26 protein-coding genes, 1 pseudogene and 1 riboswitch are annotated in these 25006 nt (G+C 73.9%); of the genes and pseudogenes, 11 read left to right on the top strand and 16 right to left on the bottom strand.

Annotated features, from left to right (window positions below):
- Positions 1 to 855 (bottom strand): C39 family peptidase, encoded by an 855-nt coding sequence (locus ACQEVZ_RS38540; protein ID WP_433375791.1) that lies wholly within the window; start codon positions 853 to 855, stop codon positions 1 to 3.
- Positions 856 to 1041: 186 nt separating this feature from the next.
- A riboswitch (cyclic di-AMP (ydaO/yuaA leader) is annotated at positions 1042 to 1184 on the bottom strand.
- Between the two features lie 278 nt (positions 1185 to 1462).
- Between ACQEVZ_RS38540 and ACQEVZ_RS38535 the strand changes: the two genes are divergently transcribed.
- The 8 genes and pseudogenes from ACQEVZ_RS38535 to ACQEVZ_RS38500 all read left to right on the top strand — a co-directional run bounded on the left by ACQEVZ_RS38535 (position 1463) and on the right by ACQEVZ_RS38500 (position 7981).
- Positions 1463 to 2311: a hypothetical protein gene (locus ACQEVZ_RS38535; protein WP_433375788.1), complete on the top strand. Its 849-nt coding sequence runs from the start codon at positions 1463 to 1465 to the stop codon at positions 2309 to 2311.
- Between the two features lie 109 nt (positions 2312 to 2420).
- A complete protein-coding gene (locus ACQEVZ_RS38530; RefSeq protein ID WP_433375785.1) occupies positions 2421 to 3563 on the top strand; it encodes an Ig-like domain-containing protein in 1143 nt (380 codons plus the stop codon).
- Positions 3564 to 3630: 67 nt separating this feature from the next.
- Positions 3631 to 4128, top strand: a complete 498-nt coding sequence (locus ACQEVZ_RS38525; RefSeq protein WP_433375782.1) for a cupin domain-containing protein — start codon at positions 3631 to 3633, stop codon at positions 4126 to 4128.
- Positions 4129 to 4288: 160 nt separating this feature from the next.
- Positions 4289 to 4462 (top strand): annotated as a pseudogene (locus ACQEVZ_RS38520) (LysR family transcriptional regulator); the annotation flags it as partial.
- Between the two features lie 238 nt (positions 4463 to 4700).
- The gene (locus ACQEVZ_RS38515; RefSeq protein ID WP_433375779.1) at positions 4701 to 5276 is read left to right on the top strand and encodes a LysR family transcriptional regulator substrate-binding protein; all 576 of its coding nucleotides are present in this window, start codon (positions 4701 to 4703) and stop codon (positions 5274 to 5276) included.
- A 7-nt stretch (positions 5277 to 5283) separates the two neighbouring features.
- On the top strand, positions 5284 to 6072 hold the full coding sequence (locus ACQEVZ_RS38510; RefSeq protein WP_433375776.1) for a LysR family transcriptional regulator: 789 nt from the start codon (positions 5284 to 5286) through the stop codon (positions 6070 to 6072).
- Positions 6073 to 6092: 20 nt separating this feature from the next.
- Positions 6093 to 6302 carry a DUF3311 domain-containing protein gene (locus ACQEVZ_RS38505; protein WP_344503620.1) on the top strand — a complete coding sequence of 70 codons (210 nt, stop codon included), beginning with the start codon at positions 6093 to 6095 and terminating at the stop codon, positions 6300 to 6302.
- Positions 6299 to 7981 carry a sodium:solute symporter family protein gene (locus tag ACQEVZ_RS38500; RefSeq protein ID WP_433375772.1) on the top strand — a complete coding sequence of 561 codons (1683 nt, stop codon included), beginning with the start codon at positions 6299 to 6301 and terminating at the stop codon, positions 7979 to 7981. Before ACQEVZ_RS38505 ends, ACQEVZ_RS38500 begins: the two co-directional genes overlap by 4 nt.
- A gap of 6 nt (positions 7982 to 7987) precedes the next feature.
- Here ACQEVZ_RS38500 and ACQEVZ_RS38495 read toward each other — a convergent pair whose 3' ends face one another.
- From ACQEVZ_RS38495 to ACQEVZ_RS38475, 5 genes are all read right to left on the bottom strand, one after another.
- Positions 7988 to 8599, bottom strand: coding sequence for a DNA-3-methyladenine glycosylase (locus tag ACQEVZ_RS38495; protein WP_433377219.1), 612 nt, complete (start codon positions 8597 to 8599; stop codon positions 7988 to 7990).
- The gene (locus tag ACQEVZ_RS38490) at positions 8581 to 9228 is read right to left on the bottom strand and encodes a TetR/AcrR family transcriptional regulator (protein ID WP_433375769.1); all 648 of its coding nucleotides are present in this window, start codon (positions 9226 to 9228) and stop codon (positions 8581 to 8583) included. The genes ACQEVZ_RS38495 and ACQEVZ_RS38490 overlap by 19 nt, the downstream gene beginning before the upstream one ends.
- Before the next feature lie 7 nt (positions 9229 to 9235).
- Positions 9236 to 10738 (bottom strand): MFS transporter, encoded by a 1503-nt coding sequence (locus tag ACQEVZ_RS38485; protein WP_433375766.1) that lies wholly within the window; start codon positions 10736 to 10738, stop codon positions 9236 to 9238.
- 98 nt (positions 10739 to 10836) lie between these two features.
- Positions 10837 to 11715, bottom strand: a complete 879-nt coding sequence (locus ACQEVZ_RS38480) for a GNAT family N-acetyltransferase (RefSeq protein WP_433375763.1) — start codon at positions 11713 to 11715, stop codon at positions 10837 to 10839.
- A complete protein-coding gene (locus tag ACQEVZ_RS38475; protein WP_354905043.1) occupies positions 11712 to 12827 on the bottom strand; it encodes a M20 family metallopeptidase in 1116 nt (371 codons plus the stop codon). The genes ACQEVZ_RS38480 and ACQEVZ_RS38475 overlap by 4 nt, the downstream gene beginning before the upstream one ends.
- Here ACQEVZ_RS38475 and ACQEVZ_RS38470 point away from each other — a divergent pair.
- Positions 12787 to 15777, top strand: a complete 2991-nt coding sequence (locus ACQEVZ_RS38470; RefSeq protein WP_433375759.1) for a BTAD domain-containing putative transcriptional regulator — start codon at positions 12787 to 12789, stop codon at positions 15775 to 15777. The two genes, ACQEVZ_RS38475 and ACQEVZ_RS38470, sit on opposite strands and share 41 nt — an antisense overlap.
- 26 nt (positions 15778 to 15803) lie before the next feature.
- On the opposite strand, the gene ACQEVZ_RS38465 is transcribed toward ACQEVZ_RS38470, so the two are convergent.
- The 3 genes from ACQEVZ_RS38465 to ACQEVZ_RS38455 are packed head-to-tail and all read right to left on the bottom strand — an operon-like array spanning position 15804 to position 17727.
- Positions 15804 to 16499, bottom strand: coding sequence for a hypothetical protein (locus ACQEVZ_RS38465; RefSeq protein ID WP_354903783.1), 696 nt, complete (start codon positions 16497 to 16499; stop codon positions 15804 to 15806).
- Positions 16496 to 17371, bottom strand: coding sequence for an ABC transporter ATP-binding protein (locus tag ACQEVZ_RS38460; protein WP_433375757.1), 876 nt, complete (start codon positions 17369 to 17371; stop codon positions 16496 to 16498). The genes ACQEVZ_RS38465 and ACQEVZ_RS38460 overlap by 4 nt, the downstream gene beginning before the upstream one ends.
- On the bottom strand, positions 17368 to 17727 hold the full coding sequence (locus tag ACQEVZ_RS38455) for a GntR family transcriptional regulator (RefSeq protein WP_344503611.1): 360 nt from the start codon (positions 17725 to 17727) through the stop codon (positions 17368 to 17370). The genes ACQEVZ_RS38460 and ACQEVZ_RS38455 overlap by 4 nt, the downstream gene beginning before the upstream one ends.
- 101 nt (positions 17728 to 17828) lie before the next feature.
- On the opposite strand from ACQEVZ_RS38455, the gene ACQEVZ_RS38450 reads away from it, so the two are divergent.
- Positions 17829 to 18311 (top strand): hypothetical protein, encoded by a 483-nt coding sequence (locus ACQEVZ_RS38450; protein WP_344503663.1) that lies wholly within the window; start codon positions 17829 to 17831, stop codon positions 18309 to 18311.
- Positions 18312 to 18400: 89 nt separating this feature from the next.
- On the opposite strand, the gene ACQEVZ_RS38445 is transcribed toward ACQEVZ_RS38450, so the two are convergent.
- On the bottom strand, positions 18401 to 18586 hold the full coding sequence (locus ACQEVZ_RS38445) for a DUF4236 domain-containing protein (protein ID WP_344503610.1): 186 nt from the start codon (positions 18584 to 18586) through the stop codon (positions 18401 to 18403).
- Between the two features lie 83 nt (positions 18587 to 18669).
- Here ACQEVZ_RS38445 and ACQEVZ_RS38440 point away from each other — a divergent pair, with 83 nt between their 5' ends.
- Positions 18670 to 19041 carry a PH domain-containing protein gene (locus ACQEVZ_RS38440; protein ID WP_344503609.1) on the top strand — a complete coding sequence of 124 codons (372 nt, stop codon included), beginning with the start codon at positions 18670 to 18672 and terminating at the stop codon, positions 19039 to 19041.
- Between the two features lie 23 nt (positions 19042 to 19064).
- On the opposite strand, the gene ACQEVZ_RS38435 is transcribed toward ACQEVZ_RS38440, so the two are convergent.
- From ACQEVZ_RS38435 to argB, 6 genes are read right to left on the bottom strand one after another with little or no spacing between them, the layout of a single operon-like run.
- The gene (locus tag ACQEVZ_RS38435; protein WP_433375752.1) at positions 19065 to 19961 is read right to left on the bottom strand and encodes an NADP-dependent oxidoreductase; all 897 of its coding nucleotides are present in this window, start codon (positions 19959 to 19961) and stop codon (positions 19065 to 19067) included.
- Between the two features lie 22 nt (positions 19962 to 19983).
- Positions 19984 to 21423: an argininosuccinate lyase gene (gene argH, locus ACQEVZ_RS38430; RefSeq protein WP_433375749.1), complete on the bottom strand. Its 1440-nt coding sequence runs from the start codon at positions 21421 to 21423 to the stop codon at positions 19984 to 19986.
- Between the two features lie 29 nt (positions 21424 to 21452).
- The gene (locus ACQEVZ_RS38425; protein WP_344503606.1) at positions 21453 to 21959 is read right to left on the bottom strand and encodes an arginine repressor; all 507 of its coding nucleotides are present in this window, start codon (positions 21957 to 21959) and stop codon (positions 21453 to 21455) included.
- 43 nt (positions 21960 to 22002) lie between these two features.
- Complete coding sequence (gene argF / locus ACQEVZ_RS38420) at positions 22003 to 22911, bottom strand: ornithine carbamoyltransferase (protein ID WP_433375745.1); 909 nt, start codon at positions 22909 to 22911, stop codon at positions 22003 to 22005.
- Complete coding sequence (locus ACQEVZ_RS38415; protein WP_344503603.1) at positions 22911 to 24077, bottom strand: acetylornithine transaminase; 1167 nt, start codon at positions 24075 to 24077, stop codon at positions 22911 to 22913. Before ACQEVZ_RS38415 ends, argF begins: the two co-directional genes overlap by 1 nt.
- Complete coding sequence (argB, locus tag ACQEVZ_RS38410) at positions 24074 to 24958, bottom strand: acetylglutamate kinase (protein WP_344503602.1); 885 nt, start codon at positions 24956 to 24958, stop codon at positions 24074 to 24076. The genes ACQEVZ_RS38415 and argB overlap by 4 nt, the downstream gene beginning before the upstream one ends.
- Positions 24959 to 25006 lie beyond the last annotated feature (48 nt).

Raw genomic sequence — 25006 nt, 5'->3', positions numbered from 1 at the left:
TCAGGCGGAGTATCCGCGCAGGGCGGTCCAGTGCGCGAGCTTGGCCGTCGTCAGCGTGTAGTACCCGACGCCCAGGGCGTCCGCGGGGTCGGCGATCTTCACCGTCTTGCCGCCGTCGAGGTACCCCACCACCGTGAGGTAGTGGCCGCCCGGGTACGAGTGCGAGTTGCCCTTGTCGTCCACGGTGGAGCCGGCGATGTTGGCGACCACGGCGTAGCCGTTGGTGATCGCGTTGACGACGTCGGCCTGCATCTGGTCGATCTCCGCCTGGGTGGCCGACTGACCGGGGATGAAGTGCGACTTGTAGAAGGAGCTCTTCGTGTACTCGTTGAGCGACCGGGTGGTGTCGTCGGCGGAGTTGGTGCCGTTGACGGTCGTGTGCAGGCTCTGGGCGACCTCGGACTGGGACGGGTACATCGACCGCGCGGTCAGCGCGATCCGGGTCGCCGCCGGGCCGCAGTAGTAGAAGTTCTCCTGCCAGGCGAACCGGTACGCGAGCTCCTTCTCCGCCGGGGCCGCCGGTTTGGTGGGGCTGGCCGGGGCGGCGGGCGGGGCGGGCGTGGCGGGCTTGGACGTCGCCGTACCGGCGGGGGCCTTCGACGGGGCGGAGGCGGCGTCGGGCGCCGCCTGGGTCCGCTGCCGGTCACGCCCGGCCGGACCGACGCCGGTTCCGGACGGATCCGCGGCCGTCACCGACTGCGCGTCGGCCACCGGTGTGGGGGTCGAGGCGTGCACGGCCACGCCGACGGCCGCCGTCACCCCGAGGACCGCCGCGGCGGCCGCGATCGGCAGCACGCGGAAGCGCGACGGGGCGGGGCTCTGGTTCTGGTGCCTGGGTTTGTACAGGTAACTCACGGGTACCTCGACAGACATGCTCGATGACGGCTGCTGTTGCCGGTGCCGGACGTGATCCGGGCAGGGGGGGTGCCACGCCGGCCGAGGGCCGGTGCGGTGACGGTCGGCGACTACCGGGCCGGGCCGAGGGTCGAGGTGCCCGAGGTGCTGCGGCACGGGCGATGCCGGGTCTGTGGCTGCACGGAGTGCTCCTTCCGGTGCCGCCTACCGGGTTAGCTGACGGGTTCGGGCGGGAGGATCGCCCTACCTCGAGGCGCTGGCCCCGTGGATTCACCCCGGTGGTGCTCGGTTCCCCGGCTCGCGCGGACGCGACTCAGCGGATCCGCCGCGGTGTCATCCGAGGTGGGTGACGGCGGGCCGGGCGGATGCGAGGACCATATCGGGGCGCGGGAGGACCCCCGGAACCCCCACGCTGGTCGGCTACCTTGCGTGACGACGGCGTGGCGAACGGCCGGGTGCACGGGCCATCAGCCCGCCGGTCGGTTGCGCCGTGCCCCGGTGCACCTCGCCGACCGCGCCCCGGCCCCGTGCGGCCCGCCCAGTGTCCGGTCGGCAGGTTCGCATGCCCGGCATCACCCCGGATCCGGGGCCTCCCTAGGCTCGCCGGATGCTTCCGGGCGCCGATGATGACCAGCAGCTCAACGGTGCGACCGCACGCGGTCCCCGACACCTGCGCCGCTCCCGGCGGGGGCGGCACGCGACCCGATTCCGGCTGCGCGCACCCGTGCCGGCCGAGATCCGCCGCTACGCCGTGGGCGCCGTCGCGGTCGTGGCGGTCGGCCTGTCCGCGACGCTGTCGGCGTCGGCCGGACCCGCCGCCGTGCCGACAGACAGTGCGGCGTTCGCCGTCGACGCCGAACGCTCGGCGGCCGGCGGGCAGGCCTCACGCAGCCGCACCCGGAAACCCGCCGACAGCGCGAACAAGGCCACGCCGGCACCGACGAAGGCCGCCCCGGCACCGGCGAAGACCACCCCGGCACCCGCCGCCACGCCACCGGCATCGACGGCGGCGCCGTCGCCGACCGTGCACGCGCCCGTCGGCGGGCTGACCCAGGCCGAGATGAACAACGCCGTCGCGATCATCGACGTCGCCCGGCAGCTGAACCTGCCGCGGCGCGCGGCCGTCGTGGGGATCGCCACCGCCCTGCAGGAGAGCCACCTGCGGAACCTCGCGAACCCGAACGTGCCGCAGTCGCTGCAGCACCCCAACGAGGGCGTGGGGTACGACTACGACTCGGTCGGCCTCTTCCAGCAGCGGCCGAGCTGGGGTTCGGTCGACCAGCTGATGAACCCGCACGAGTCCGCCCGCAGGTTCTACGCGGCGCTCGCCCAGATCCCGGGCTGGGAGCAGCAGGCCGTCACCATAGCCGCGCAGATGGTGCAGCGGTCGGCGTTCCCGGACGCCTACGCGAAGTGGGAAGGGCTCGCACAACAGATCGTGGACGCCGTCATGTAGGAATTCCACCGCGCGGGCCCAGGTCCCTCGCATTGTCACTCGTATTGCTGCCCCGGCCTCGCCCCGATGCGCACGACGATGCCCCCATGTCCATGCACAGGCAGAACACATGAGGGGGCCCAGCCGGACCGCGGCGGCGCTGGTCGCGCTCGCGGTGGGAGCGCAGTTGGGCCTGTCGGCGTGTCACAGTTCGACGAAGAAGCCCACGGCGGCGAAGTGGACCGCTCCGCCGCCGGCGGTCGGGCTGGCCGTCAGCCCGGCGGCGGGCGAGTCGGGGGTGGCGATCAGCACCGAGATCGGCACGAAGGTCAACGACGGGAAGATCACCGAGGTCGTCCTGACCGACCCGGCGGGCCAGCGGGTCGCCGGCGAGTTCCGCGACGACGGTACGTCGTGGGTGCCCGCCACCGCGCTGCGCTACAGCACGGCGTACACCGCGAAGGTCACCGCCGTCGGTGCCGACAACAAACCCGTGACCCGGGAGACGGCCTTCACCACGGCGGCGAAGGCCAGCGGACCGGTCGTCACGTCCGACCTGATGTTGACCAACGGCGGGACCTACGGCGTCGGCATGCCGATCGTCGTGGAGTTCGGCTCCGACGTCCCGCAGGAGTCGCGTGCCGCCGTGCAACAGCGCCTCTTCGTGAAGAGCGATCCGCCGCAGCCCGGTGCGTGGCACTGGTTCGGCGGCCGGCAGGTGATGTACCGGCCGGAGAAGTACTGGCAGCCCGGCACGAAGATCACCGCGCGGAAGGCGCTCAACGGCGTGCGGATCGGCTCCGGTCACGCCGACGAGGACTTCGCGGCGACGGTCACGATCGGCCGGAAGCTGACCATCGACATCGACAACGCGACGAAGCAGATGAACGTCTACCAGAACGACGCACTCGTGCGGACCATGCCGGTGAGCCTCGGCAAGCCGTCGACGCCGACGTCGAGCGGCGCCACCGTCATCATGTCGCGGGAGGCCTCGACGGTGTTCCGCACCCCGGAGTACACCGTCGCGGTGCAGTACGCCATGCGGCTGACGTGGGGCGGCCAGTACATCCACGCAGCGCCGTGGTCGGTCGGCGACCAGGGCCAGCGCAACGTCTCCCACGGTTGCACCAACGTCTCGACCGCGAACGCGAAGTGGCTGTACGAGCAGACGCTCGTCGGTGACCCGGTCACCACGCGCAACACCGGGGTGCCGCTGGACCCGGGCGACGGCTGGACCGCCTGGGACCTGTCCTGGGCCGACTACAAGGCCTGACGCGTCCGCCCGGGCGAATCACAGCAGCGAACCGAAACAGGGAGTCCGTTTCCAGAGAGGAAGGTCCATGGAAGTCGTCCGTGCCCCGAGCCGAGGCCGGCAGGCCCCGCAACAACACTATTCCGGCGTCGTCTGGATCGACCGGGACGTCACCGGCCCGGAGCCGTCCCGCCTGCAGACGTTCCATGCGCAGTTCAGTCCCGGCACCCGGACGGCCTGGCACCGCTGCCCGTACGGCCGGATCCTGACCGTCCTGCACGGCGTGGGCCGGGTGCAGCGCCGGGGCGGCCCGATCCACGAGGTGCGCGCCGGCGACACCGTCGTCGTCGAGGCCGGCGAGTGGCACTGGCACGGCGCCGCGCCGAACACGTTCATGGCGGTCGTGTCGGCCCACGAGACCGGCCCGGCCGGCACCGGCACGGATGTCACCGGCGCCGACACGGACGACACCGGCACGGAATGGGGCGAGCACGTGACCGACGCCGAGTACCGGCTGGCACCGCTCACCGCGATGATCCGCCGGCCGGACGCGGACCGGGTCCCGCAGCGCGAGGCGTGCTGGTAACGGTCCCGGCATTGATGGCAAGCCCGGTCCCGCGGCCGTCACGGTCGCGGGGGCCGGGCCGCCGCGAAGTCCGGAGTCCAGATCCTGGACACGCTCGGCACACACGCGTAACACTGTCGACATGATTTCTGCACGAAGCGTGCTGAAAGACGTGTGACCCGTGGACACCCGGCAGATCAGGTACTTCCTCGCCGTGGTGGAGCACGGTGGGTTCGGCAGGGCGGCGACCGCGCTCAACGTCGCCCAGCCGACCATGTCGCAGTCGGTGAAGGCCCTGGAGCGCGACCTCGGCACGGCCCTGTTCCACCGGGCGTCGCACGGGGTGACGCTGTCCGCGGCCGGCCGGGCGTTCCTCGGGCCGGCCCGGGTGCTGATCCGCGACGTCGCCATGGCCGGCGAGGCCGTCGGCGGGCGGCCCGAGCACGACAGCCTGGAGCTCGTGGCGTCGGCGCCGCTCGGGGCGCACCCGGGCGCCGAGCTGGTCGGTGGCTTCCTGCGGGCACACCCGGGCGTGTCGGTCAACCTGGACCGCGACACCGACGAGGCGCTGCTGGCCCGGGTCCGCGACGGGGGTGAGCGAGCTCGGCCTGGTCCACCTGCCGGCGGCCCGGCTGGGGCTGTGCGAGGTGGCGCTCGGCGCGCACGACCTGGTCCTCGTGTTCCCGCCGCCGCACACCGCCCGCCCCGCGACCCGCGTCCCACCCTCCTCCGCCTCTGCCGCCGCCTCTGCCGCCGCCGCCACCGCCGAGGCCGTGCGGCTGGCGGATCTGGCGGGACTGGAGCTGCTCGGGGTCCCGCGCGGCAGCGCGTCGCGGCTGCTGGTCGAGTCGGCGCTGCGGGCGGCCGGGGTCAGGACCAGGGTCGTGGTCGAGAGCGGGCAGCGGGACCTGATCACCGACCTGGTCATCGCCGGGGCCGGGGCGGCGTTCATGCCTGACGTGGCCACGCCCGCGGCGGTGGCCAGAGGGGCCGTGGTCAGGCGGGTCGTGCCGGCGTTGCGGCTGCCGTACGGCATCGTGCACCGCCCCGGCGAGCTGTCCGCGACGGCGCGGGCATTCCTGGACCATGCCCTGCGAGAGGCCGACCACGCCCCGCGAGAAGCAGGCCACGGCCGGCGGGAAGCCGACCACGCGCTGCGGGAGGGGTGACGGCGGCATGGACCTGCGCAGGCTCGCGTACTTCGTCGCCGTCGCCGAGCACGGCAGCGTCACCGCGGCGGCCGCCGCGCTGCACGTGGCACAGCCGTCGCTGTCCCAGTCGATCCGGGCGCTCGAACGGGACATGTCGGTGGAGCTGTTCGACCGGCGGCAGCGCCCGCTCGCCCTGACGGACGCCGGGAAGGCGCTGCTCGACCCGGCCAGGAAGGTGCTCGCCGACCTCGCCGACGCCCGGGCCGCGGTCGGGTGCGTCGTCGGCCTCGCCGCCGGCTGGCTCGACGTCGCCGTCCTCGACCCCCTGGCCATGGACGTGGCGCCGGCCATCGCGGCGTTCCGGCGGCGGCATCCGGGGGTGCCGGTGCGCGTGCACGGCCCGCGCGACGAGGACGACCTGGTCCGCCACGTCGTCGACGGGCGCTGCGAGCTCGGCGTCACGTACCTGCCGGTCGAGCACCCCGCCGTCCGCGTCGAGCCGCTCGGCCGGCAGGAACGGTTCCGCGTCGACGGCGCGGACGTCAGGACCCGGCACAGCGAGGCCGTCCTGCCGCTGCTGCGGGCGGGCGCGACGGCGGTCGTCGCCGGCGGCTACGCGCGGCGGGCCGAGGCGGCCGGGGCGGTGCTGCACCGGTTCGACCCGCCGGCGACGGTCGACGTCGGAGTGGTCAGCCAGCTGTCACGCCCTTCCGGCAGCTCCCGGCACCAGCACCGATCACCGGCGGCGCGGCGGCTCGAGACGATGCTGCGCACCTATGGGGTCGATGGCTTTTCGTCTTTGCATTCTCGATGATCGCGCACTGTTATCAAGCGATGCCCGAGCCTGATCAGCGCCACCGCCCCCTGTACTGGCTGCTGGTGCTCCCGACCGTCGCACCCCTGGCCGTGCCGTTCTACAACCGCCTCGAACCGACGCTGCTGGGGGTGCCGTTCTTCTACTGGTACCAGCTGGCCTGCGCCGTCCTCGCGACCGTGGTCATCTCGATCGTCTACGTCGGCGTGCGCCGGAAGACCCACCGATGAGCGACCGGGACGTCGAGATCGCCGTGTTCGTGCTGCTCATGACCGTGATGATGGGGCTCGGCCTCGCGGCGGCGCGGTGGCGGCAGCCGCAGAGCATCCACAGCCTCGAGGAGTGGGGCGTCGGCGGCCGGGCGTTCGGCAGCTGGGTCACCTGGTTCCTGCTCGGCGGCAGCATGTACACCGCCTACACGTTCGTCGCCGTGCCCGCGCTGACCTACGGGGTGGGCGCGCTCGGCTTCTTCGCGGTGCCGTTCGCGATCGCCACGACCCCGGTCGCGTTCATCCTCTCCGCCCGCGCCTGGTCGGTGTCGCACCGGCACGGGTTCGTGACGCCGGGCGAGATGGCCGGGGCGCGGTTCGGGTCGCCGGGGCTCGCGGCGCTGGTGGCGGTCACGGGCATCGTGGCGACCATGCCGTACGTGTCGGTGCAGCTGCTGTCGCTGCAGGCGGTGTTCAAGACGCTCGGCGTCGACGGTGAGTGGCCGCTGCTGGTCGCCGTCGGCCTGGTTTCGGTGAGCACGTTCCGCTCCGGGCTGCGGGCGCCGGCCCTGCTGTCGATCGCCAAGGACATCCTGCTCGTGTGGGTCGTCGTGTCCGGCGTGCTGATCGTGGCGATGTCCGGCGGCTGGGGCACCACGTTCCGGCGCGCCGCGGAGCACTTCGCGAAGACGCCGTCGCCGGCCGACGGCCTGCTGCTGTCCGGCCCGGGGCAGATCGGCTACCTGACCATGGTGGTCGGCTCGGCGCTGTCGATCTTCGCGTACCCGCACGCGGTCATCGCGATCATCGCCGCCCGGGACCGGTCGACCGTGCAGCGCAACACCGCCGCCCTGCCGGTCTACTGCCTGGCGCTGGGCCTGATGGGGCTGCTCGGCCTGTTCGCGGTCGCCAACGGCGTCGTCCCCGTCGGCCGTGACCTCAACACCATCACCCCGCAGCTGTTCCACAAGCTGCTGCCCGGCTGGTCGGCGGGCATCGCCTACGCCACGCTCGGCGTCGCCGCGCTGATCCCGGCCGCGGTCATGTCGATCGCGGCGGCGAACGCGTTCACCCGCTCGATCTACCGCCAGTACCTGCGTCCCGACGCCGGCCCCGCCGAGGAGGCCCGCGTCAGCCGCTGGGCGTCGCTGGTCGTGAAGTTCGGCGCGGTCGCGGTCATCCTCCTGATCGACCCCGCGTACTCCGCGGAGCTCCAGCTCATCGGCGGCGCCGTCATCCTGCAGACCATCCCCGCGGTGATGTTCGGCCTGACGACGGCGTGGTTCCACCGCGCGGCGCTCATCGCCGGCCTGGTCACGGGCCTGGTCACGGCCGTGGCGATGCTCTACCGGATCCCGCAGCTCGGCCCCGGCGGCGTCGTGGTGAAGGCCCACTTCGGCGGCTCCAGCTGGTCCTTCGGTGACGGCGTCATGGTGTACGTGGGCCTCATCGCACTCCTCGCCAACCTGGTCGTGTCGGTGGCCGGCACGGTGCTGCTCCGGCTCGCGAAGGTGCCCGCGGGGATCGACCGGACGCGCCCGGAGGACTACACGGCCGACGTCGGCGACCCCATGGTGAAGCGCCTCGACGACCTCCTCGACGGCCTGCCCCGCACCCCGGGCGGCGCCCACACCCGGCCCTTCGCCCCGCCGCCGCACCAGCGGGGCGTCACCACCCCGCGGCGGCGCACCCGCTTCTGACCTTCCTCACATCGCCTGTTTCGGCGTGTGGCGCCGGTACGCGCTGACCGTCGCGTCACCGGTGACCCAGAAGCGCCACGGGACGTCGTGCGCGCCGGTGACGCCGACGCGGGGGCCGGTCGAGACGGCGAGGGCGGGCACCGCGGCGGCCGGGGCCCGCAGCAGGGGCGGGTCGCCCAGGAGGTAGGTGCCGTAGAAGGACTTGTCGATGCCGAGCGCGGAGCACAGCCTGGCGGGGCCGCGGGCCAGCTCGGCGTCGGTGCGCGCGGCCGGCCGGCGCGACCTGGCGACCGGCAGGCCGTCGACGACCTCGCCGGCCCGCAGCAGCACCGCCGACGCGGTGCCGTCGGTGCCGGTGACGACGTTGACGCAGTAGTGCATGCCGTAGGTGAAGTAGACGTACGCGTGGCCGGCGGGGCCGAACATGATCTCGTTGCGCGGGGTGCGGCCGCGGTGGGCGTGGGAGGCCGGGTCCTCGCCGGTGCCCGAGTACGCCTCCACCTCGGTCAGGCGGACCGTCACCCCGCCGGCGGTCAACGTGCAGCCCAGCAGGGCCCGCGCGGCGGTGTCGACCGGGCCCGCGAGGTCGTCGGCGAGGGTCACTGCGAGATCCGGCAGATGCGCAGGACGACCGCGTCGACGGACTCCTCGAACGGCGGCCACGGGAAGCCCGGCACGAACTGGCGCATCATGACCGCGCCGTGCAGCGCCGTCCACACCAGCGCCGCGTCGGCGAACGGGTCGGTGCTGGTGGACCGGCCGGCGGCGACGCAGGCGCCGAGCGCGTGGACGAGCACCTCGAAGGACTGCAGGCGGGACCGCCACTTCGGGGGCACGTCCTCCAGCTTCAGCGGCATCTTCAGGTCGGGCCGGCCCTCCCGGAGGCGGCCGAACAGCACCCGGTAGCGCGCCGGCTCCCGCATCGCGAAGTCGACATAGGCGTGACACCCGGCCAGCAGGGACGCGACGCAGTCGTCGTCGGCGAGCGCCGTGGTGGTGTCGATGACGATCTGCCGCAGCCGGTCGAACGCGATGTCGAGCACGGCCTCGATGACGGCGTCCCGGTCGGCGAAGTGCGCGTAGATGGACGGCGCCGCGATCCCGGCCTCCCGGGCCACGGACCGCAGCGTGATCGCGGCCTCGTCGCCCTCGCGCTCCAGGATGCGTTCGGCGGCGGCGACGATCTCGTCGCGCAGGAGGCCGCCCTCGCCCCTGCGGTTGCGAGTGCGGCCTCCCGATGTCGTCATCGGTCCATCATGCCGGTTGGGCGACGAGCTGCGCCTCGGCGGGCGCGGTGCGGGCGGCCGCCGGGCGGATCACGGCCACGGCGACGGCCATCAGGGCCGCGATGCCGGCCGCGACCAGGGCGCCGCGGTCCATGGCGGCGGTGAAGGCGGCGTCGGCGGCGGACAGGACGTGCTGCGCGTCGGCGGGCGGCATGGTGGCCGCGGCGGCGTGCGCGGCCGGCAGGTCCGCGCCGGGCAGGACCAGGGCGGGGTCGCTCCGGTACGCCGAGGAGACGACCGTGCCGAGCACCGCGATGCCGAGGACGCCGCCGAGCTCGCGGATGACGCTGTTGAGGGCGGCGGCCATGGAGCTGTACTCGGGCGGGACCGAGCCGCTGATCTGCAGGCTGGCCGGGGCCATCATCATGCCCATGCCGAGCCCGATCACGCCGGTCCCGAATGCGACCTTCCAGAACTCGGTGCCGACCCCGGTGGTGGACAGCGAGAGCAGCCCGGCGACGGCGAGGGACAGGCCCAGCACGAGGGTCCAGCGCACGCCGAGCCGCTTCGACAGCAGCGCCGAGGTCGCGGAGGTGGTCGCCATCGCGACGGCGAAGGGCATCGCGCCCAGGCCGGCGACGAGCGGGCTGTACCCGTGGACGAGCTGCAGGTACTGCGACAGCTCGAACAGCGTGCCGAAGAGGACGAAGAACACGACGGCGAGGGACAGCGCGGCGAGCAGGAAGGTGCGGTTGGCGAACAGGTCGAGCCGCACCAGCGGCGACGCCGCCCGCAGCTGCCACGCCACGAACAGCGCGGCCAGGACGACGGCGGCGCCGAGCTCGGCGAAGCCGAGCGGAGCGGTCCAGCCGCGGGCCGGGGCCTGGATGACGAAGTCCACCAGCAGCGCGACCGCGGCCGTGGACAGCAGGGCGCCGAGGATGTCGAGGCGGCCGGTGCGCACCACCGGGACGGCCGGCACCAGCCGGACCACCGCGACCAGCGCGCCCGCGACCAGCGGGACGTTGATCCAGAAGGCGCTGCTCCACGAGTAGTGCTCCAGCAGCGCGCCGCCCGTGACCGGGCCGATGAGCACGCCGATGCCCGCCGCCGCCGACCAGGCCGCGAACGCCTTCGGCCGCTCCGCCGGGGAGAAGATGCGGGTGATGATGGCGAGGGTCGCCGGCATGACGAACGCGGCGCCGAGCCCCATGACGGCCCGCCACGCGATCAGCTGGCCGGGCGTGTCGGCGAGGGCCGCCACGGCGGAGCCGCCGCCGAAGACCACGAGGCCGCCGATCAGGGCGCGCCGCGAGCCGAGCCGGGCGCCGAGGCTGCCGGCGAGGATCAGCGCCGAGGCGAAGACGAGGGTGTACGCGTCGGTGATCCACTGCAGGTCGGACGTGGTGGCGTGCAGCCCGTGCGCCAAAGACGGCAGGGCGGTGTTCAGCACGGAGTTGTCGAGGGTGACTGCGACCAGGGTGAGGCTGAGCACCGCGAGCGCGGCCCACCGGCGCGGATGTTCGGACATCGGAGACCCCTTACGGACGTTTGTTTACGCCCGTAAGGTTAGACACGTCAGCTAACGCTTGTAAAGTTATCGGTAGTCGATCAGCGACGTGGCGGTCGTCACCCCTCCCCGGTGAGCAGGTAGTAGCCGTCGCGGGAGAACCCGGCGATCCGCCAGCCGGCGGCGAGCCGCCCGGCCATGACGTCCCGCACCGCGAGCCGCCACGCCGCCGCGCCCGCCGGGTCGCTGGCCCGCAGGCCCTCCACGTCCGGCGGCACGGCCACGAGCACCGCCGGCGCCGGGACGGCCGGCAACCGCAGCGGTGTGCCGTCGCCGGCACGGTCGAGGAGCTTCGCGGTGCCGGCGACGTCGACACCGGCGGGAGTGCCGTGGGCGGCGGCGACGGCCTCGGGCGCGGCGAGCCGCCACACGAGCAGCAGGCGGTCGCTGAGGTCGCCGCTGTTGATGCCGTCGGCCATCGCGCCGTAGAACTCGGGCAGGTAGCGGACCGCGTGGCCGCCGAGCTTGCGCAGGTTGAAGGAGGCGTTGCGCAGCACGAGCGGGTCGTAGGTCCAGCGGACCTCGGGCACGTCGCGGGCGAGCGTCCAGGCCCGCTGGTGCTGCTTGATCGCGAACCCGACCCCCGCGCCGAGGCCGCCGGGCTCGACCCCCGCGACGAACGAGTGCAGGTGCGGCGTCCCCCGCTCGTCCCGGCCGAAGAAGCCGACCGCGGCACCGGTCAGCCGGCCGCCACGGTAGGCCCCGGCGACGTAGTTGCCGGAGTGCGCGTAGGTCCGCAGCAGGCCCGGCGCGGCGATCTCGGCCCGGTGATCGGCCCGCCACACCCGCTGCAGCAGCACCGACACGTCGTCGAACGCGGCCCGGCCGGGCACGTCGGCGGTCTCCACGATCTCGACCCCGGCCCGCTCCGCGGCCGCCGCCGCGCACTCCCACGCGTCCGCCACCGGGGAGGCGGCGTCGGCGGCGGCCAGGTTCACCGTAACCGGCCGATCGCGTCGACGAGGCCGGCGACGAGGGCGGCCCGCTCCGGCATGGTCGCCAGGTCGGACCACTCCCCTTCGGCGTGCGCGTTGCCGCCGATGACGCCGAGCCCGTCGAGGGTCGGCACGCCGATGCCGGCGGTGAGGTTGCCGTCGGAGCCGCCGCCGACCGCCTCGCCCGAAAGCGGCGGCAGGCCCAGCTCGGCGCCGACCCGGCGGGCCAGGGCGAACAGCGACGCCGACGCCGACTCGGGCATCGCGGGCCGGGACGGGCCGAGCTCGACGGTGAGCTCGGCGCCCGGCAGCACCGGCCGCAGGCCGCGCAGCGCCGTGTCGACCCGGGTCAGCTCGGCCGGGTCGAACGCGCGGACGTCGACGCTGACCCGGGCGGCGGCCGGCACCGTGTTGCTCGTGGTGCCGACGACGGCGTCGGTGGGGGTGACGGTCGTGCCCGGTGGGGCGCCGAGCGCCGCGACCCGCAGCACCTGGTGCGCCAGCTCGACCCCGGCGTTGATCCCGAGGTGCGGGGCGACCCCGGCGTGCGACGCGCGGCCGGTGACCCGCAGCGAGTAGTGCGCGATGCCCTTCCGGGCGATCTTCAGCCGGCCGTCGGCGCTGCCCTCGAGGATCAGCGCGCCCGCCGCGCCGGCGGCCGTCTCCTCGATGAGCGCCAGCGATGTCGGTGAGCCGATCTCCTCGTCGGAGTTGCACACCACGGCGACGCCGTCGAGGTCCGCGACCGCCGCCAGGGCGTGGAAGAGCACGACCAGGCCGCCCTTCATGTCCACGACGCCGGGGCCGGTGCACCGGTCGCCGTCGACGGCGAACGGCCAGCGGGCCAGGGTGCCGACCGGCCACACCGTGTCGAAGTGCCCGACGAGCACCACGCGGACCGGCCCGTCACCGAAGCGCCACCGCAGGTGCGGCCGGTCGGCGACGACGACCCGCTCCGGCGCCAGCCCGGTGCACCGCCGGCCGAGCCCGGCGACGACGTCGGCGCATCTGGCCAGGGCGTCGAGGTCGGCGGACGGCGACTCGACGGCGACGAGCCCGGCAAGGTCCTCACGCATGACGGGCGCGGCAGCCCGCAGCTTCTCCAACGCGCTCATCGATCCAACCTATCCGGACCACCGCGGCGACACCCGGGGGCAGGCGGCGAAGACCGCCGGCGCGCCGGTTCGGTTGCGTCGTCAACAGTCGGACACCCGGCGGTCAGCGCCCGGGTTCATCGATACGTTCGAGGGAGTCAACCGTTGGGGGGCGGCGGCGTTGCGGGTGAGGCTTCTCGGTCCGGTCGACGTGCTCGTCGACGGTGCCGCGCGCCCCGTGCGGGGGCAGCGGCGCAAGGCGGTCCTCGCGGTCCTCGGCCTGCACCCGGGCGAGGTCGTCAGCACCGGGCGCCTCGTCGACCTGGTGTGGGGCGACGCTCCCCCGCCGAACGCCGTCAACGCGTTGCAGAGTCACGTGTCGTACCTGCGACGCACCCTCGGCGACAAGGCCGTCATCGCGTCCCGTCCACCCGGCTACCTGCTCGACGCGGGCGGCGACGGGACCGACGTCGCGGTCGCCGAACGGCGCATCGCCGCCGGCCTGCGGGAGGCCGACCCCGCGGCCCGCGCCCGCCACCTGCAGGCCGCGCTCGAGCTGTGGCGCGGCACGCCCCTCGCCGACACCGGCGGGCTGCCGTGGCTCGACGAGCAGGCCGAGCGGCTCGGCCAGCTGTGGCTGCGCGGCCGGCGCGCCCTGCTGGAGGCGCGGCTCGGGCTGGGGCAGCACGCGCAGCTGCTGCCGGACCTGGAGCAGCTGACCCGCGAACACCCCTTCGACGAGCAGCTGCACGGGCTGCTGATGCTCACGCTGTACCGGCTGGGCCGCCAGGCCGACGCCCTCGCGGCGTTCCGGCGGCTGCGCGGCACGCTCGACGACGACCTCGGCATCGAGCCCGGCGCCGCGCTGCGCGACCTGGAGGCGGGGATCCTGCGCCAGGACCCGGAGCTGGACGCGCCCGCCCCGGTCGCCGCCACCGCCCCCGCGGTGCCGGCCCAGCTGCCCCTGGCGGTGGGCACGTTCGCCGGCCGGACCGGCGAGCTCGCCCGCCTCGACTCGCTCCTCACCGGAGCCACCGGCGACACCGCAGACACCGCAGACACCGGCACCGGTGGGGTCGCGGTCGCCGCGGTCACCGGGACCGCGGGCGTGGGCAAGTCGGCGCTGGTCGTGCACTGGGCGCACCGCGCCGCCGGGCGGTTCCCCGACGGCCAGCTGTATGTCAACCTGCGCGGCTTCGACCCCGGCGGCCGGCCGGTCGACCCCGCCGACGCGGTCCGCGGGTTCCTCGACGCGTTCGGGGTCGCCGCCGCCCGCGTCCCCGCCGGGCTCGCCGCGCAGGCCGGCCTGCTGCGCAGCCTCCTGGCCGGCCGGCGGGTCCTGATCGTGCTCGACAACGCCCGCGACGCCGAGCAGGTCCGGCCGCTGCTGCCCGGCACCCCCGGCTGCCTCGCGGTCGTCACCAGCCGCGACGCGCTCACGTCGCTGGTCGCCCTCGAAGGGGCGCTGCCCGTCGCCGTCGACCTGCTCAGCGCCGGCGAGGCCGGGGACCTGCTGGTCCGCCGGCTCGGCGCGGCCCGGGTCGCGGCCGAGCCCGCGGCGGTCGCCGAGATCGTGGCCCGCTGCGCGCGGCTGCCCCTGGCGCTCGCCGTCGCCGCCGGGCGGGCCGCGACCCGGCCGGAGCTGCCCCTGGCGGACCTGGCGGCGTCGCTGCGCGCCGCCGGCACGCCGTCCGGCACGCTGGACGCGATCGCCGGCGACGACCCGGTGTCCGACCCGCGGGCGGTGTTCTCCTGGTCCTACCGGGCGCTGCGACCGGCGGCCGCGGAGCTGCTGCGCCGGATGAGCCTCGCCCCCGGCACGGACCTCGGCGCCGGCGCGATCGCCAGCCTCGCCGGCGTCCCGGCGGCCGCGGCCCGGGTCCCCCTGGCGGAGCTGGTGCGCGCCAACCTCGTCTTCCAGGACACGCCCGGCCGGCACTGCCTGCACGACCTGCTGCGGGCGTATGCCGCCGAGCAGGCCGCCGTCCACGACGCGGCGCCGGGCCACCGGCTGGCCGTACACCGGCTGCTGGACCATTACCTGCACACCGCCGACGCGGCGGCCCGCCTGCTCGACCCGGCCCGCGGCCCGCGGCGCCTCGGCGACCCGCAGCCCGGCACGACCGTGCCCCGGCCCCAGACCCGCGGCGAGGCCCTGGCCTGGTTCGACGCGGAACGCGACCCGCTGCTCGCGGCTGTGCGCCTCGCCGCCGACGCCGGCTTCGACGGGCACACGTGGCGGCTCGCGGCCGCGGTCACGACGTTCCTCGACTGGCGCGGGCGGTGGCACGACCTCGCCGCCGTCCACGAGACCGCGCTGCGGGCCCAGCTGCGGGGCCGGTCGCCGGCTGTGGACCACGCGGGCCTGGGTGACACCGCGTGCGCGCTGGGTCGCACGTACGCCCGGATCGGCCGCTACGAGGACGCCGAGCACCACCTGGGCGCCGCGATGTGGGTGCACGAGCAGGCCGGTGACACGGCGGGGCTGGCCCGGGCCGGCTACCACCTGGGCGGGCTGGCGCTGCGCCTGCGGCGGTACCCGCAGGCGCTGTCCCTGACCGAGGAGGCGCTGCGCCGCTTCGACCGGCTCGGCGACCGGATCTGGCGGGCCCGCGCCCTCAACGCCACCGGCTGGATCCACGGCCACCTCGGCGAGCACCGGCAGGCCCTGCAGCGCTGCCGGGAGGCGCTCACCGAGACGATCGAGCTCGACGACCGGCACGGCGAGGCGGGCGCCTGGGACGCCGTCGGCCACGCCCACCACCGGCTCGGCGACCCCCGCCAGGCGATCGCCTGCTACGGGCACGCGCTGCGGGCGTACCTGGAGCTCGGCGACCGCTCCGGCGAGGCCGCGGTCCTGGCCCACCTCGCCGACGCCCACGACGACGCCGCCGACCCGGTGACCGCCGCCGAGCACCGCCGCCGCGGCCTGTCGATCCTCAGCACGCTGGATCCCGCACCGGGGGCGTGACGGGGGGCGTGACGCCGGCGCACGGGTCAGGCGGTCGCCTTGCGCAGCGCGGTCCAGGACAGCGCGGTCAGCAGCACGACGGCGAGCGAGGGCCAGCCGGCGAACAGGGACAGCGCGCTCTGGTCGAGGAACCAGTCGCCGACCGCCGGCCACCTGCCCGTCCTGGTGATGAGGGCGGCGGTGAGCCCGAGGACGACCATGACGGCGGTGATCGCGCCGAAGACGCCGTTGGTGCGCCAGCGCACGTACACGGCGCCGAGCGCGATCCCGATGAGGCTCATCAGCAGCAGCGGCACGCCGTAGATGAGCAGCTGGGCCGGCACGCCGTAGGTGTCGAGGGGGCCGATGCCGAAGAACCGCATCCGCAGGCCCCACCCGCCGGTGGCGGCCTCGACCGCCTGGAGGACGACGAGGAGCACGGCGTAGATGACGGTCTGCGCGAGGGTGAACAGGCCGATCGCGGCGCCGAACTCGCGCCGGGTCACGCTCATCCCGAGCGCGAACGGGAACTGCTGCGCCATCGCGACCGCCCCGAACACGAGCGCGGTGATGTAGACGCTGGCCAGGCCGCCGGTCACGGGACGGTCGCCCATCTCGTCGCCCATCGAGCCGAACAGCACCAGGTTGACGGCGAACGCGATGCCGAGGATGACCAGGGGCCAGACAAGGCCGTCGCGGCGGCCCGCGGCCTGCATTCGGACGATGGCGAAGACGCGGTTCATGAGGCGGCCTTCCGTGCGGTGATGCGGACGACGAGCTGCTGCAGCGAGACGGGTTCCAGCTGGACGCCGGCCTCCCGGGCCGCGCTGGCCGGGACGGCGCCCCGGACGGTGGCCCGGGTGAGCGGCCCGAGCTGCTCGCGGTGCAGCTCGTCGGTGTTCACGGTGAGCCGGTCGACGGCCGGCGCCGGGCCGGTGACGGTGACGACCTGCCCGCGCAGCGCGTCGGCGGCCTCGTCCAGGACGATCCGGCCGCGCTCGATGAGCAGCACGTGCTCGATGAGGTCGCCGACCTCGTCGATGAGATGGGTGGAGAGCACGACGGTCCGCGGGTGCTCGGCGTAGTCGGCGAGCAGCCGGTCGTAGAACAGCTGGCGCGACACGGCGTCCAGGCCCAGGTAGGGCTCGTCGAAGAACGTCAGCGGCGCCCGGGACGCGAGCCCGACGGTGACGCCGAGCGCGGACAGCATGCCGCGGGACAGCTTCTTCACCAGCCGGCCGACGGGCAGCTGGAAGTCGGCGACGAGCGATCGGGCGAACGCCTCGTCCCACTCGGGGAACAGCAGCCGGCCGGCGAGCAGGACGTGCCGCACCTTGAACGTGTCCGGGTAGCGCTGGCTCTCCTTGACGAAGCTGACCTGCCGCAGCACCTGGCTGTTCTCGACCGGGTCGGCGCCGAGGACGCGGATCGTGCCGCCGGTGGCGAACTGCTGGCCGGTGAGCAGCTGCATGAGGGTGGTCTTGCCGGCGCCGTTGCGGCCGAGCAGGCCGTAGATGCCGTTGCGGCGCAGGTCGAAGCTGACGTCGTCGACCGCGGCGACGGAGCCGAACCGCTTCGAGACGCCCTGCACCGACACGACGGGGGTGGTGGTCATCGCTGCTCCTCGTGGCGGTCGATCATCGTCTTGAGCTCGTCGGCGTGGATGCCGAGCTTCGCCGCCTCGGCCAGTAGCGGCTGCAGGTACAACTCGCTGAACTGCTCCTTGCGGCGCTGCCGGAGCCTGGCCCGCGCGCCCGTGGAGACGAACATGCCGATGCCTCGCTTCTTGTAGAGCACGCCGTCGTCCACCAGCTGGTTGACGCCCTTGGCGGCGGTGGCGGGGTTGATCCGGTGAAACGCCGCGAGCTCGTTCGTCGACGGGACCTGCGCCTCCTCGGGCAGCGAACCGTCGACGATCGACGTCTCGATCTGCTCTGCGATCTGCAGGAAGATCGGCCGACCCTCATCCATCGGCTTGGTTCGTCGGTTCATTACTCATGTAACTAACCATGCAACCTCGCCGCCGCCGCGTCAAGCCCCGCGTCGCGGGGTAGCGTCGAAGCGTGCAGAAGATGGCGTGGCTGGCCGTGCGCGACCGGGACCCGGCGGCGGCGCTCGGACTCACCGAGCTCGGCGAGACCGGCTGGCGGGCCGGCGTCGACCTGGCGTACTTCACCGACGACCGCCTGATCGTGACGCCCCCGGTCGACGGGTGGGTCCTGGTCCTGGGCATGGCGCTCATGAAGGACCGGCCGGACGTGACGGGGCTCAGCGCGGCCCTGGAGACCGAGGTGCAGTTCTTCTCGTCACATCGAGGGCTGCAGGTGTACCGGTGGCAGCGCGCCCGGTCGGGGGATCTGCTCCGGTCGTTCGCCGCCACCGACGGCGAGATCGACGAGATCGGCGAGGCGTCGGACCTGGAGCGGTCCTTCGGTCAGCTCGTCGACGACGGCGACGTGCACCGGGTCGCGGCACAGTGGAGCGTCGACCCGGGCACGGTGAACGTCCCGGTGCGCGTGTTCAGCAACGGGTCGTCCTCCCGCGGCGACCGGTAGGCGGTTTCGGCCTCCGCGGGCTTCTTCAACTGCGGCCGCTCAGCCTCAGCTTTCGGCTTCTCAGCTGCGGCTTCGGCTGCGCCAGGGCTTCAGCTGCCGCTGCGGCGGCCGCGGCTGCGCCACGAGAACGGGCCGGGCAGGTCGTAGCGGTGCGCCCTGGTCTTCGAGTTCCACGACCACTTGCCGATCTTCAACCCCCACGAGGACAGGCCCTTCGGGGTGAAGTTCAGCACCAGCGGGCCGAAACGCATCGCCTTGCGGAACAGGATCGGCACGGGTCCTCCTCGACGTGATGTGCCGTCAAGGATGACCCATGCGCGCCACCGGCCGGGTTGAGGGGTCGGTCTACGTTGGACACATGGCCCAACAGGTGAAGTACGACCGCCGTGAACAGTTCGAGCAGATCCAGTCCGGTCTGCTGCCCGGCGAGACCATCATCGCCGTCTACGACGCCGTCGGCATCGGCACCGGGTTCATCGGCCTGACCGACCGACGCGTGATCCTGCAGGACCGCTCGTTCGTCGGCAAGCGGCTCGCACTCACGTCGATCCCCTACCAGAAGGTGACCGCCGTCTCGATCGTGAGCAACAAGTCGTGGGCGGGCAACTTCTTCAGCAGCGGCAACATCGCCGTCCACGTCGGCGCCCACACGTACGAGATCGAGGTCCGCGGGGTCGAGAAGACCCAGCACATCCACAACGTGATCCTGCACTACGCCGTGTCCCACTGACCCACGGCCGGCCCACGGCCGGCTTACGGCGTCAGGACCACCTTGCCGGTCGTGTGGCCGAGCTCGCCGTACTCGTGCGCGCGGACGACCTGGTCGAGCGGGAAGACCCGGTCGACGTGGACGGTGAGCCGGCCGTCGAGCACGAGCGCCGTGAGGTGCTCGAGGCCGGCGCGGTCGGGCTCGGCGAGCAGGAACACGCCGCCCGCCTCGATCACGGCGGCCTCGTCGGCGCCGTTGAGGGCGACGAGCGCCCCTTCCGGCCCGAGGGTCGCCACCAGCTCCGGGATCTGCCCCGCGATCGTGGCGACGGCCACGTCGATGTCCTTCACGCCGGCCAGGTCGCCGGGCTGGTGGTCCAGGACCTCGTCGGCGCCGAGGGACCGCACGAAGTCGTGCTTGGGTGCCGACGCGGTGCCGATCACGTACGCGCCGCGGGCCTTCGCGATCTGCACGGCGAGGTGGCCGACGCCGCCGGCCGCGGCCGGGACCAGCACCCGCTGCCCTTCGAGGACACCGGCCGTCTCGACGAGGACCTGCCAGGCGGTGAGGCCGGCGAGCGCGAGCCCGCCGGCCTGCTCGTGGCTGAGGTTGAGCGGTTTCAGCGCGAACTGCCGGGCGGGCCCGGTGACGTACTCGGCGTAGGCGGCCGCCTCCCCGGGGAAGCGGGGCATGCCGAACACCTCGTCGCCGACGGCGAACCTGGTGACGCCGGTGCCGGTCGCGGCGACGACCCCGGACAGCTCCCAGCCGACGGTGAACGGCGGGGTGCCGAGGAAGCCGCCGCCGGAGCGGACCTTCCAGTCGACCGGGTTGACGCCGGCGGCGTGCATCTCGACCAGGATCTCGGTCGGGCCGGGGTGCGGGACGTCGGCCTCGGTGACGCGCAGCACCGACGCGTCGCCGAGCACGTTCTGCGTCACCCGTCGCACTGTGTCACCCGCATCATTCGGACGGTAGCACCGTCTCCGCCGCCCAGGACCGCCAACTGTCGAGCTTGCCCCCGGCGACCGCGAGCTGGTCGGCGACCGGCCCGGGGCCCGTCGACCCGGGCGTGGTGCGCGCCGCCAGGGCGCCGGGGACGGAGAACACCTCGCGGACCGCGGGCGTCAGGTGCGGGCTGACTGCCTGCAGGTCCTCGTCGGAGACCTCGTCGAGGCCGATGTCGCGGGCCGCCGCGATCACGACGAGCTTGCCCGTGATCTCGTGTGCGTCGCGGAACGCCACGCCCTGCCGGACGAGCCACTCGGCGACCTCGGTGGCCAGGGTGTAGCCGACCGGCGCCTGCTCGGCGAGCCGGTCGACCCGGACCGTCATCGTGGAGACCATCCCGGCCATCGCGGGCAGGACCAGCTCCAGGGTGTCGACCGCGTCGAACACCGGCTCCTTGTCCTCCTGCAGGTCCCGGTCGTACGCCAGCGGCAGGCCCTTGAGCATCGCCAGGACGCCGGTGAGGCCGCCGATGAGCCGGCCGGACTTGCCGCGGGCGAGCTCGGCGATGTCAGGGTTCTTCTTCTGCGGCATGATCGACGACCCGGTCGCGAACGCGTCGTCGAGCTGCACCCAGCCGAACGCGGGGGTCGTCCACAGCACGACCTCCTCACCGAGCCGCGACAGGTGCACGCCGGTGAGGGCCGCGACGAACAGGAACTCCGCGACGAAGTCCCGGTCGGAGACGGCGTCGATCGAGTTGGCCGCGGCGCTGGCGAACCCGAGCTCCTTCGCCACCTGCGTCGGGTCCAGCGGCAGCGACGACCCGGCGAGGGCGCCGGCGCCGAGCGGGCTGACCGAGGCGCGCGCGTCCCAGTCGCGGAGCCGGTCGAGGTCGCGCAGCAGCGACTGCACGTGCGCGAGCAGCTGGTGGCCGAACGCGATCGGCTGCGCCGGCTGGAGGTGCGTGAACCCGGGCGCGGGCGTGTCGACGTGCCGGGCGGCCTGCTCGACGAGCGCGTCGGCGAGCTCCACGATCCGGGCGGCGACGCCGCGGGCGTGGTCACGCAGGTACAGCCGCAGGTCGGTGGCGACCTGGTCGTTGCGGGACCGGCCGGCGCGCAGCTTCCCGCCGAGCGCGCCGAGGCGCTCCAGCAGACCCCGCTCGAGGGCGGTGTGCACGTCCTCGTCGTCGACCGTGGGCCGGAACTCGCCGGCGGCGCACGCCGACTCCAGGTCGTCGAGCGCGGCGAGCATCCGGCCGAGCTCGTCGGCGTCGAGCAGCCCGGCCCGGGCGAGGACCCGCGCGTGCGCCCGCGACCCGGCCAGGTCGTAGGGCGCCAGCCGCCAGTCGAACTGCACGCTCACCGACAGCCGGGCGAGGGCCTCGGCGGGCCCGCCCGCGAACCGGCCGCCCCAGAGACGGGTCGGGGACTCAGAAGACGAAGTTGCCACGCGACGATCCTTCCATGTGCAAGATCGCGTTATTTCGACGGGCCGTCGAGATGGGCCCATTCGGTGAGTTTCGCCGCGAGCAGCTCTCCGGCGGTCGGCTGTCCGAGCGGGTCGGGCCCCTGCCGGGCGACGACCATGATGGTGTCGTCGCCGGCGATGGTGCCGACGATGTCGGGCAGCCCGGTGCGGTCGATGGCGCTGGCGAGGAACTGCGCGGCGCCCGGCGGGGTGCGCAGGACGACGAGGTTGCCGGAGCTGTCGGCGCCGGTGAGCAGCTCCCGCAGCAGCCGGATCAGCCGGGTCGGGGCCTCCTCCGCCGGGCGCAGCGCCCGCTCGCCGTCCTCGGGGATGAGGTACTCGCCGCGGACCTTGACGGCCCGCAGCTCCTCGAGGTCCCGCGACAGCGTCGCCTGCGTCACCTGGATCCCGTCCGCGGCCAGCAGCTCCGCCAGCTCCGTCTGCGACCGCACCGCCGACCCGCGGATCAGCGACGCGATCCGGTCGTGCCGCGCGGCCTTCGAGACGGGAACGCTCATGACGTCGCCCCGGCCGCGGCGCGGCGGTCGCCCTCCGCGCCGCTCACGAATGGTCCAGCAGCCAGGCCAGCAACGCCTTCTGGGCGTGCAACCGGTTCTCGGCCTCGTCCCAGATCGCGCTCTGCGGGCCGTCCATCACCTCGGAGGTGATTTCGTCGCCACGGTGCGCGGGCAGGCAGTGCAGCACGATAGCGTTGGCATGGGCGTTCGCGAGGAGCTCCGCGTTCACCTGGTAGGGGCGGAAGGGCGTGATCCGGTCGAGCCCGTCGCCCTCCTGACCCATCGACGTCCACGTGTCCGTGACGACGACGTCCGCGTCCTTCACGGCCTCCGCAGGGTCCGGCACCCATTCGACGCCGCCCCGCCGGCGCGCGGCGTCCACAATGGACGCGTCGGGCTCGAAGCCGGCCGGGCCGCTCAGGCGCACCCGCATGCCGGCGGTGACCCCGGCGAGCGCGTAGGAGTTGGCCATGTTGTTCGCGGTGTCGCCGAGGTACGTGAGGGTCCGGCCCTGCGTCGAGCCGAGGCGCTCCCGTACCGTCAGAAGATCCGCGAGCAGCTGACACGGGTGGAAACCGTCGGTGAGCGCGTTGACGACCGGCACCGTCGCGTGCTCGGCCAGCTCCGCCACGCGGGCGTCCACATTGGACCGGATGACGATCGCCGACACGTACCGCGACAGGACCTTCGCCGCGTCACCGATCTCCTCACCCCGGCCGAAGTGGGTGCTGACCGCGTCGATGATGAGCGGGGTGCCGCCGAGCTCGGCGATGCCGACCTCGAACGAGACCCGCGTCCGCAGCGACTGCTTCTCGAAGATGACGGCGACGGACCGCGGACCGGCGAAGGGCTTGAACCCGTGCCGGTCGGCCTTCATCGCCGCGGCCAGGTCGAGGATCTCCGCCTGCTCGGCCGTGGTCAGGTCGTCGTCCCTGAGCAGATGACGAGGCATCAGGCCCGCACCGCGTCCAGGGCCGGGCCGAGCGCGGCGAGGAACGCGTCGGCCTGCTCGTCGGTGAGGATGAGCGGCGGCGCGATGCGCAGCACGTCCGGCTGCGCCGCCTGGGCGAGGAACCCGGCGTCGCGCAGCACGGCGGCGAGCGCGCCGGCGGCCGGCCCGTTGAGGACGATGCCGAGCAGCAGCCCCGCCCCGCGGACCTCCCTGACGAGCGGGCTGTCGATGGCCTCGACGCCGCGGCGGATGCGCTCGCTGAGCTGCTTGACGTGCTCGAGGAGGTGCTCGGACTCGATGGTGTCGAGCACCGCGAGGGCGGCGGCGCAGCAGACCGGGTTGCCGCCGAACGTGGACGCGTGCTGGCCGGGGCCGAGCAGGGTGGCGGCGCCGTCGAACGCGATCATCGCGCCGAGCGGCAGCCCGCCGCCGAGACCCTTGGCGAGGGTCACGACGTCGGGGCGCACACCCTCGGCCTGGTGGGCGAACCAGTGCCCGGTCCGGCCGATACCGGTCTGCACCTCGTCGAGGGCGAGCAGCGCGCCGTGCCGGGCGGTGACCTCCCGCGCGGCGGTGAGGTAGCCGGCGGGCGGGACCACGACCCCGGACTCGCCCTGGATCGGCTCGAGCAGCACCATCGCCGTGTCGCCGTCGACGGCCGCCTCGAGCGCGGCGACGTCACCGTACGGGACGTGCACGACCTCGCCGGGCAGCGGGCGGAACGGCTCCTGCTTCGCGGGCTGCCCGGTGAGCGCGAGCGCGCCCATGGTGCGGCCGTGGAAGCCGGCCTGCGCGGCCACGATCTTCGTGCGGCCGGTGCGGCGGGACAGCTTGAACGCGGCCTCGTTGGCCTCGGCGCCGGAGTTGCCGAAGAACACCGCGCCCGGCCGGCCGCCGAGGTCCAGGAGCCGCTCGGCGAGGGCGACGACCGGCGGCGACGCGAACAGGTTGGACACGTGGCCGAGCGTGGCGATCTGCTGCGTCACGGCGGCGACGACCGCGGGGTGGGCGTGGCCGAGCAGGTTGACCGCGATCCCGCCGAGCAGGTCCACATAGGACCGTCCGGCCTCGTCGACGACGACGGATCCGCTGCCGCTGACGAGTCCCAGCGACGGCGGCCCGTACGTGTTCATCACCGACGCCTCGAACCGCTGCACCAGCGTCATGAGCTCACCACCATGGTCCCGAACCCTTCCGATGTGAAGACTTCCAGCAGCAGGGAGTGGGGCACCCTGCCGTCGACGACGTGCGCGGCGGGCACGCCGCCCTTGACGGCGCGCAGGCACGCCTCCATCTTCGGCACCATCCCCGACTCGAGCGTCGGCAGCAGCTCGGTGAGCTCGTCCGCGGTCAGCTGCGAGATCAGCGACTCCGGGTCCGGGTAGCGGGCGTAGAGGCCCTCCACGTCGGTGAGCACCACGAGCTTGCGGGCCTTGAGCGCGATGGCGAGCGCCCCGGCGGCGGTGTCGGCGTTGAGGTTGTGCAGCACCCCGTCGGCGTCGGGCGCGACCGTCGACACGACCGGGATCCGCCCGGCGGCGATGAGGTCGGCGACGGCGCCGACGTTGACGTGCTCGACGTCGCCGACCTGGCCGATGTCGACCGGCGAGCCGTCGACGATCGCGGGCCGGCGCACCGCGGTGAACAGGCCCGCGTCCTCGCCGGACATGCCGACGGCGTGCGGGCCGTGCTCGTTGATCAGACCCACGAGCTCCCGGCCGACCTGCCCGACGAGCACCATCCGGACCACGTCGGCGGTCTCGGGGGTGGTGACGCGCAGGCCGCCCTTGAACTCGCTGGCGATGCCGAGCCGTTTGAGCATCGCCGAGATCTGCGGGCCGCCGCCGTGCACGACGACCGGCTTGATGCCGACGTGGCGCAGGAACACCATGTCGGCGGCGAACGCGCGCTTCAGCTCGTTGTCGAGCATGGCGTTGCCGCCGTACTTGACGACGACGGTCGAGCCGGAGAACCGCTCCAGCCAGGGCAGCGCCTCGATGAGGGTGTTCGCCTTGCCCAGCGCGATGCCGAGGTTCCGCCCGTTCATGCTGCGTTCGCCTTCGCCGTCACGACGTTCGCCTTCGCCGTCACGACG

This window comes from Dactylosporangium sp. CA-152071 (assembly GCF_050936335.1).
GTDB classification, from domain to species: Bacteria; Actinomycetota; Actinomycetes; order Mycobacteriales; family Micromonosporaceae; genus Dactylosporangium; species Dactylosporangium maewongense.
This window is presented reverse-complemented; position numbering and strand designations above follow the sequence as displayed.

What these genes read in the sequence shown, in the direction of transcription:
- ACQEVZ_RS38460 (WP_433375757.1), bottom strand. Translation starts at nt 17,371, where the DNA reads ATGACCACCACCCCCGTCGTGTCGGTGCAGGGCGTCTCGAAGCGGTTC.
- ACQEVZ_RS38415 (WP_344503603.1), bottom strand. Translation starts at nt 24,077, where the DNA reads ATGACGCTGGTGCAGCGGTTCGAGGCGTCGGTGATGAACACGTACGGG.
- ACQEVZ_RS38485 (WP_433375766.1), bottom strand. Translation starts at nt 10,738, where the DNA reads ATGTCCGAACATCCGCGCCGGTGGGCCGCGCTCGCGGTGCTCAGCCTC.
- ACQEVZ_RS38475 (WP_354905043.1), bottom strand. Translation starts at nt 12,827, where the DNA reads ATGAGCGCGTTGGAGAAGCTGCGGGCTGCCGCGCCCGTCATGCGTGAG.
- ACQEVZ_RS38490 (WP_433375769.1), bottom strand. Translation starts at nt 9,228, where the DNA reads ATGACGACATCGGGAGGCCGCACTCGCAACCGCAGGGGCGAGGGCGGC.
- ACQEVZ_RS38535 (WP_433375788.1), top strand. Translation starts at nt 1,463, where the DNA reads ATGCTTCCGGGCGCCGATGATGACCAGCAGCTCAACGGTGCGACCGCA.
- ACQEVZ_RS38465 (WP_354903783.1), bottom strand. Translation starts at nt 16,499, where the DNA reads ATGAACCGCGTCTTCGCCATCGTCCGAATGCAGGCCGCGGGCCGCCGC.
- ACQEVZ_RS38440 (WP_344503609.1), top strand. Translation starts at nt 18,670, where the DNA reads ATGGCCCAACAGGTGAAGTACGACCGCCGTGAACAGTTCGAGCAGATC.
- ACQEVZ_RS38450 (WP_344503663.1), top strand. Translation starts at nt 17,829, where the DNA reads ATGGCGTGGCTGGCCGTGCGCGACCGGGACCCGGCGGCGGCGCTCGGA.
- ACQEVZ_RS38525 (WP_433375782.1), top strand. Translation starts at nt 3,631, where the DNA reads ATGGAAGTCGTCCGTGCCCCGAGCCGAGGCCGGCAGGCCCCGCAACAA.
- ACQEVZ_RS38455 (WP_344503611.1), bottom strand. Translation starts at nt 17,727, where the DNA reads ATGGATGAGGGTCGGCCGATCTTCCTGCAGATCGCAGAGCAGATCGAG.
- argF (WP_433375745.1), bottom strand. Translation starts at nt 22,911, where the DNA reads ATGCCTCGTCATCTGCTCAGGGACGACGACCTGACCACGGCCGAGCAG.
- ACQEVZ_RS38500 (WP_433375772.1), top strand. Translation starts at nt 6,299, where the DNA reads ATGAGCGACCGGGACGTCGAGATCGCCGTGTTCGTGCTGCTCATGACC.
- ACQEVZ_RS38510 (WP_433375776.1), top strand. Translation starts at nt 5,284, where the DNA reads ATGGACCTGCGCAGGCTCGCGTACTTCGTCGCCGTCGCCGAGCACGGC.
- ACQEVZ_RS38425 (WP_344503606.1), bottom strand. Translation starts at nt 21,959, where the DNA reads ATGAGCGTTCCCGTCTCGAAGGCCGCGCGGCACGACCGGATCGCGTCG.
- ACQEVZ_RS38505 (WP_344503620.1), top strand. Translation starts at nt 6,093, where the DNA reads ATGCCCGAGCCTGATCAGCGCCACCGCCCCCTGTACTGGCTGCTGGTG.
- ACQEVZ_RS38530 (WP_433375785.1), top strand. Translation starts at nt 2,421, where the DNA reads ATGAGGGGGCCCAGCCGGACCGCGGCGGCGCTGGTCGCGCTCGCGGTG.
- ACQEVZ_RS38470 (WP_433375759.1), top strand. Translation starts at nt 12,787, where the DNA reads ATGACGGGCGCGGCAGCCCGCAGCTTCTCCAACGCGCTCATCGATCCA.
- argB (WP_344503602.1), bottom strand. Translation starts at nt 24,958, where the DNA reads ATGAACGGGCGGAACCTCGGCATCGCGCTGGGCAAGGCGAACACCCTC.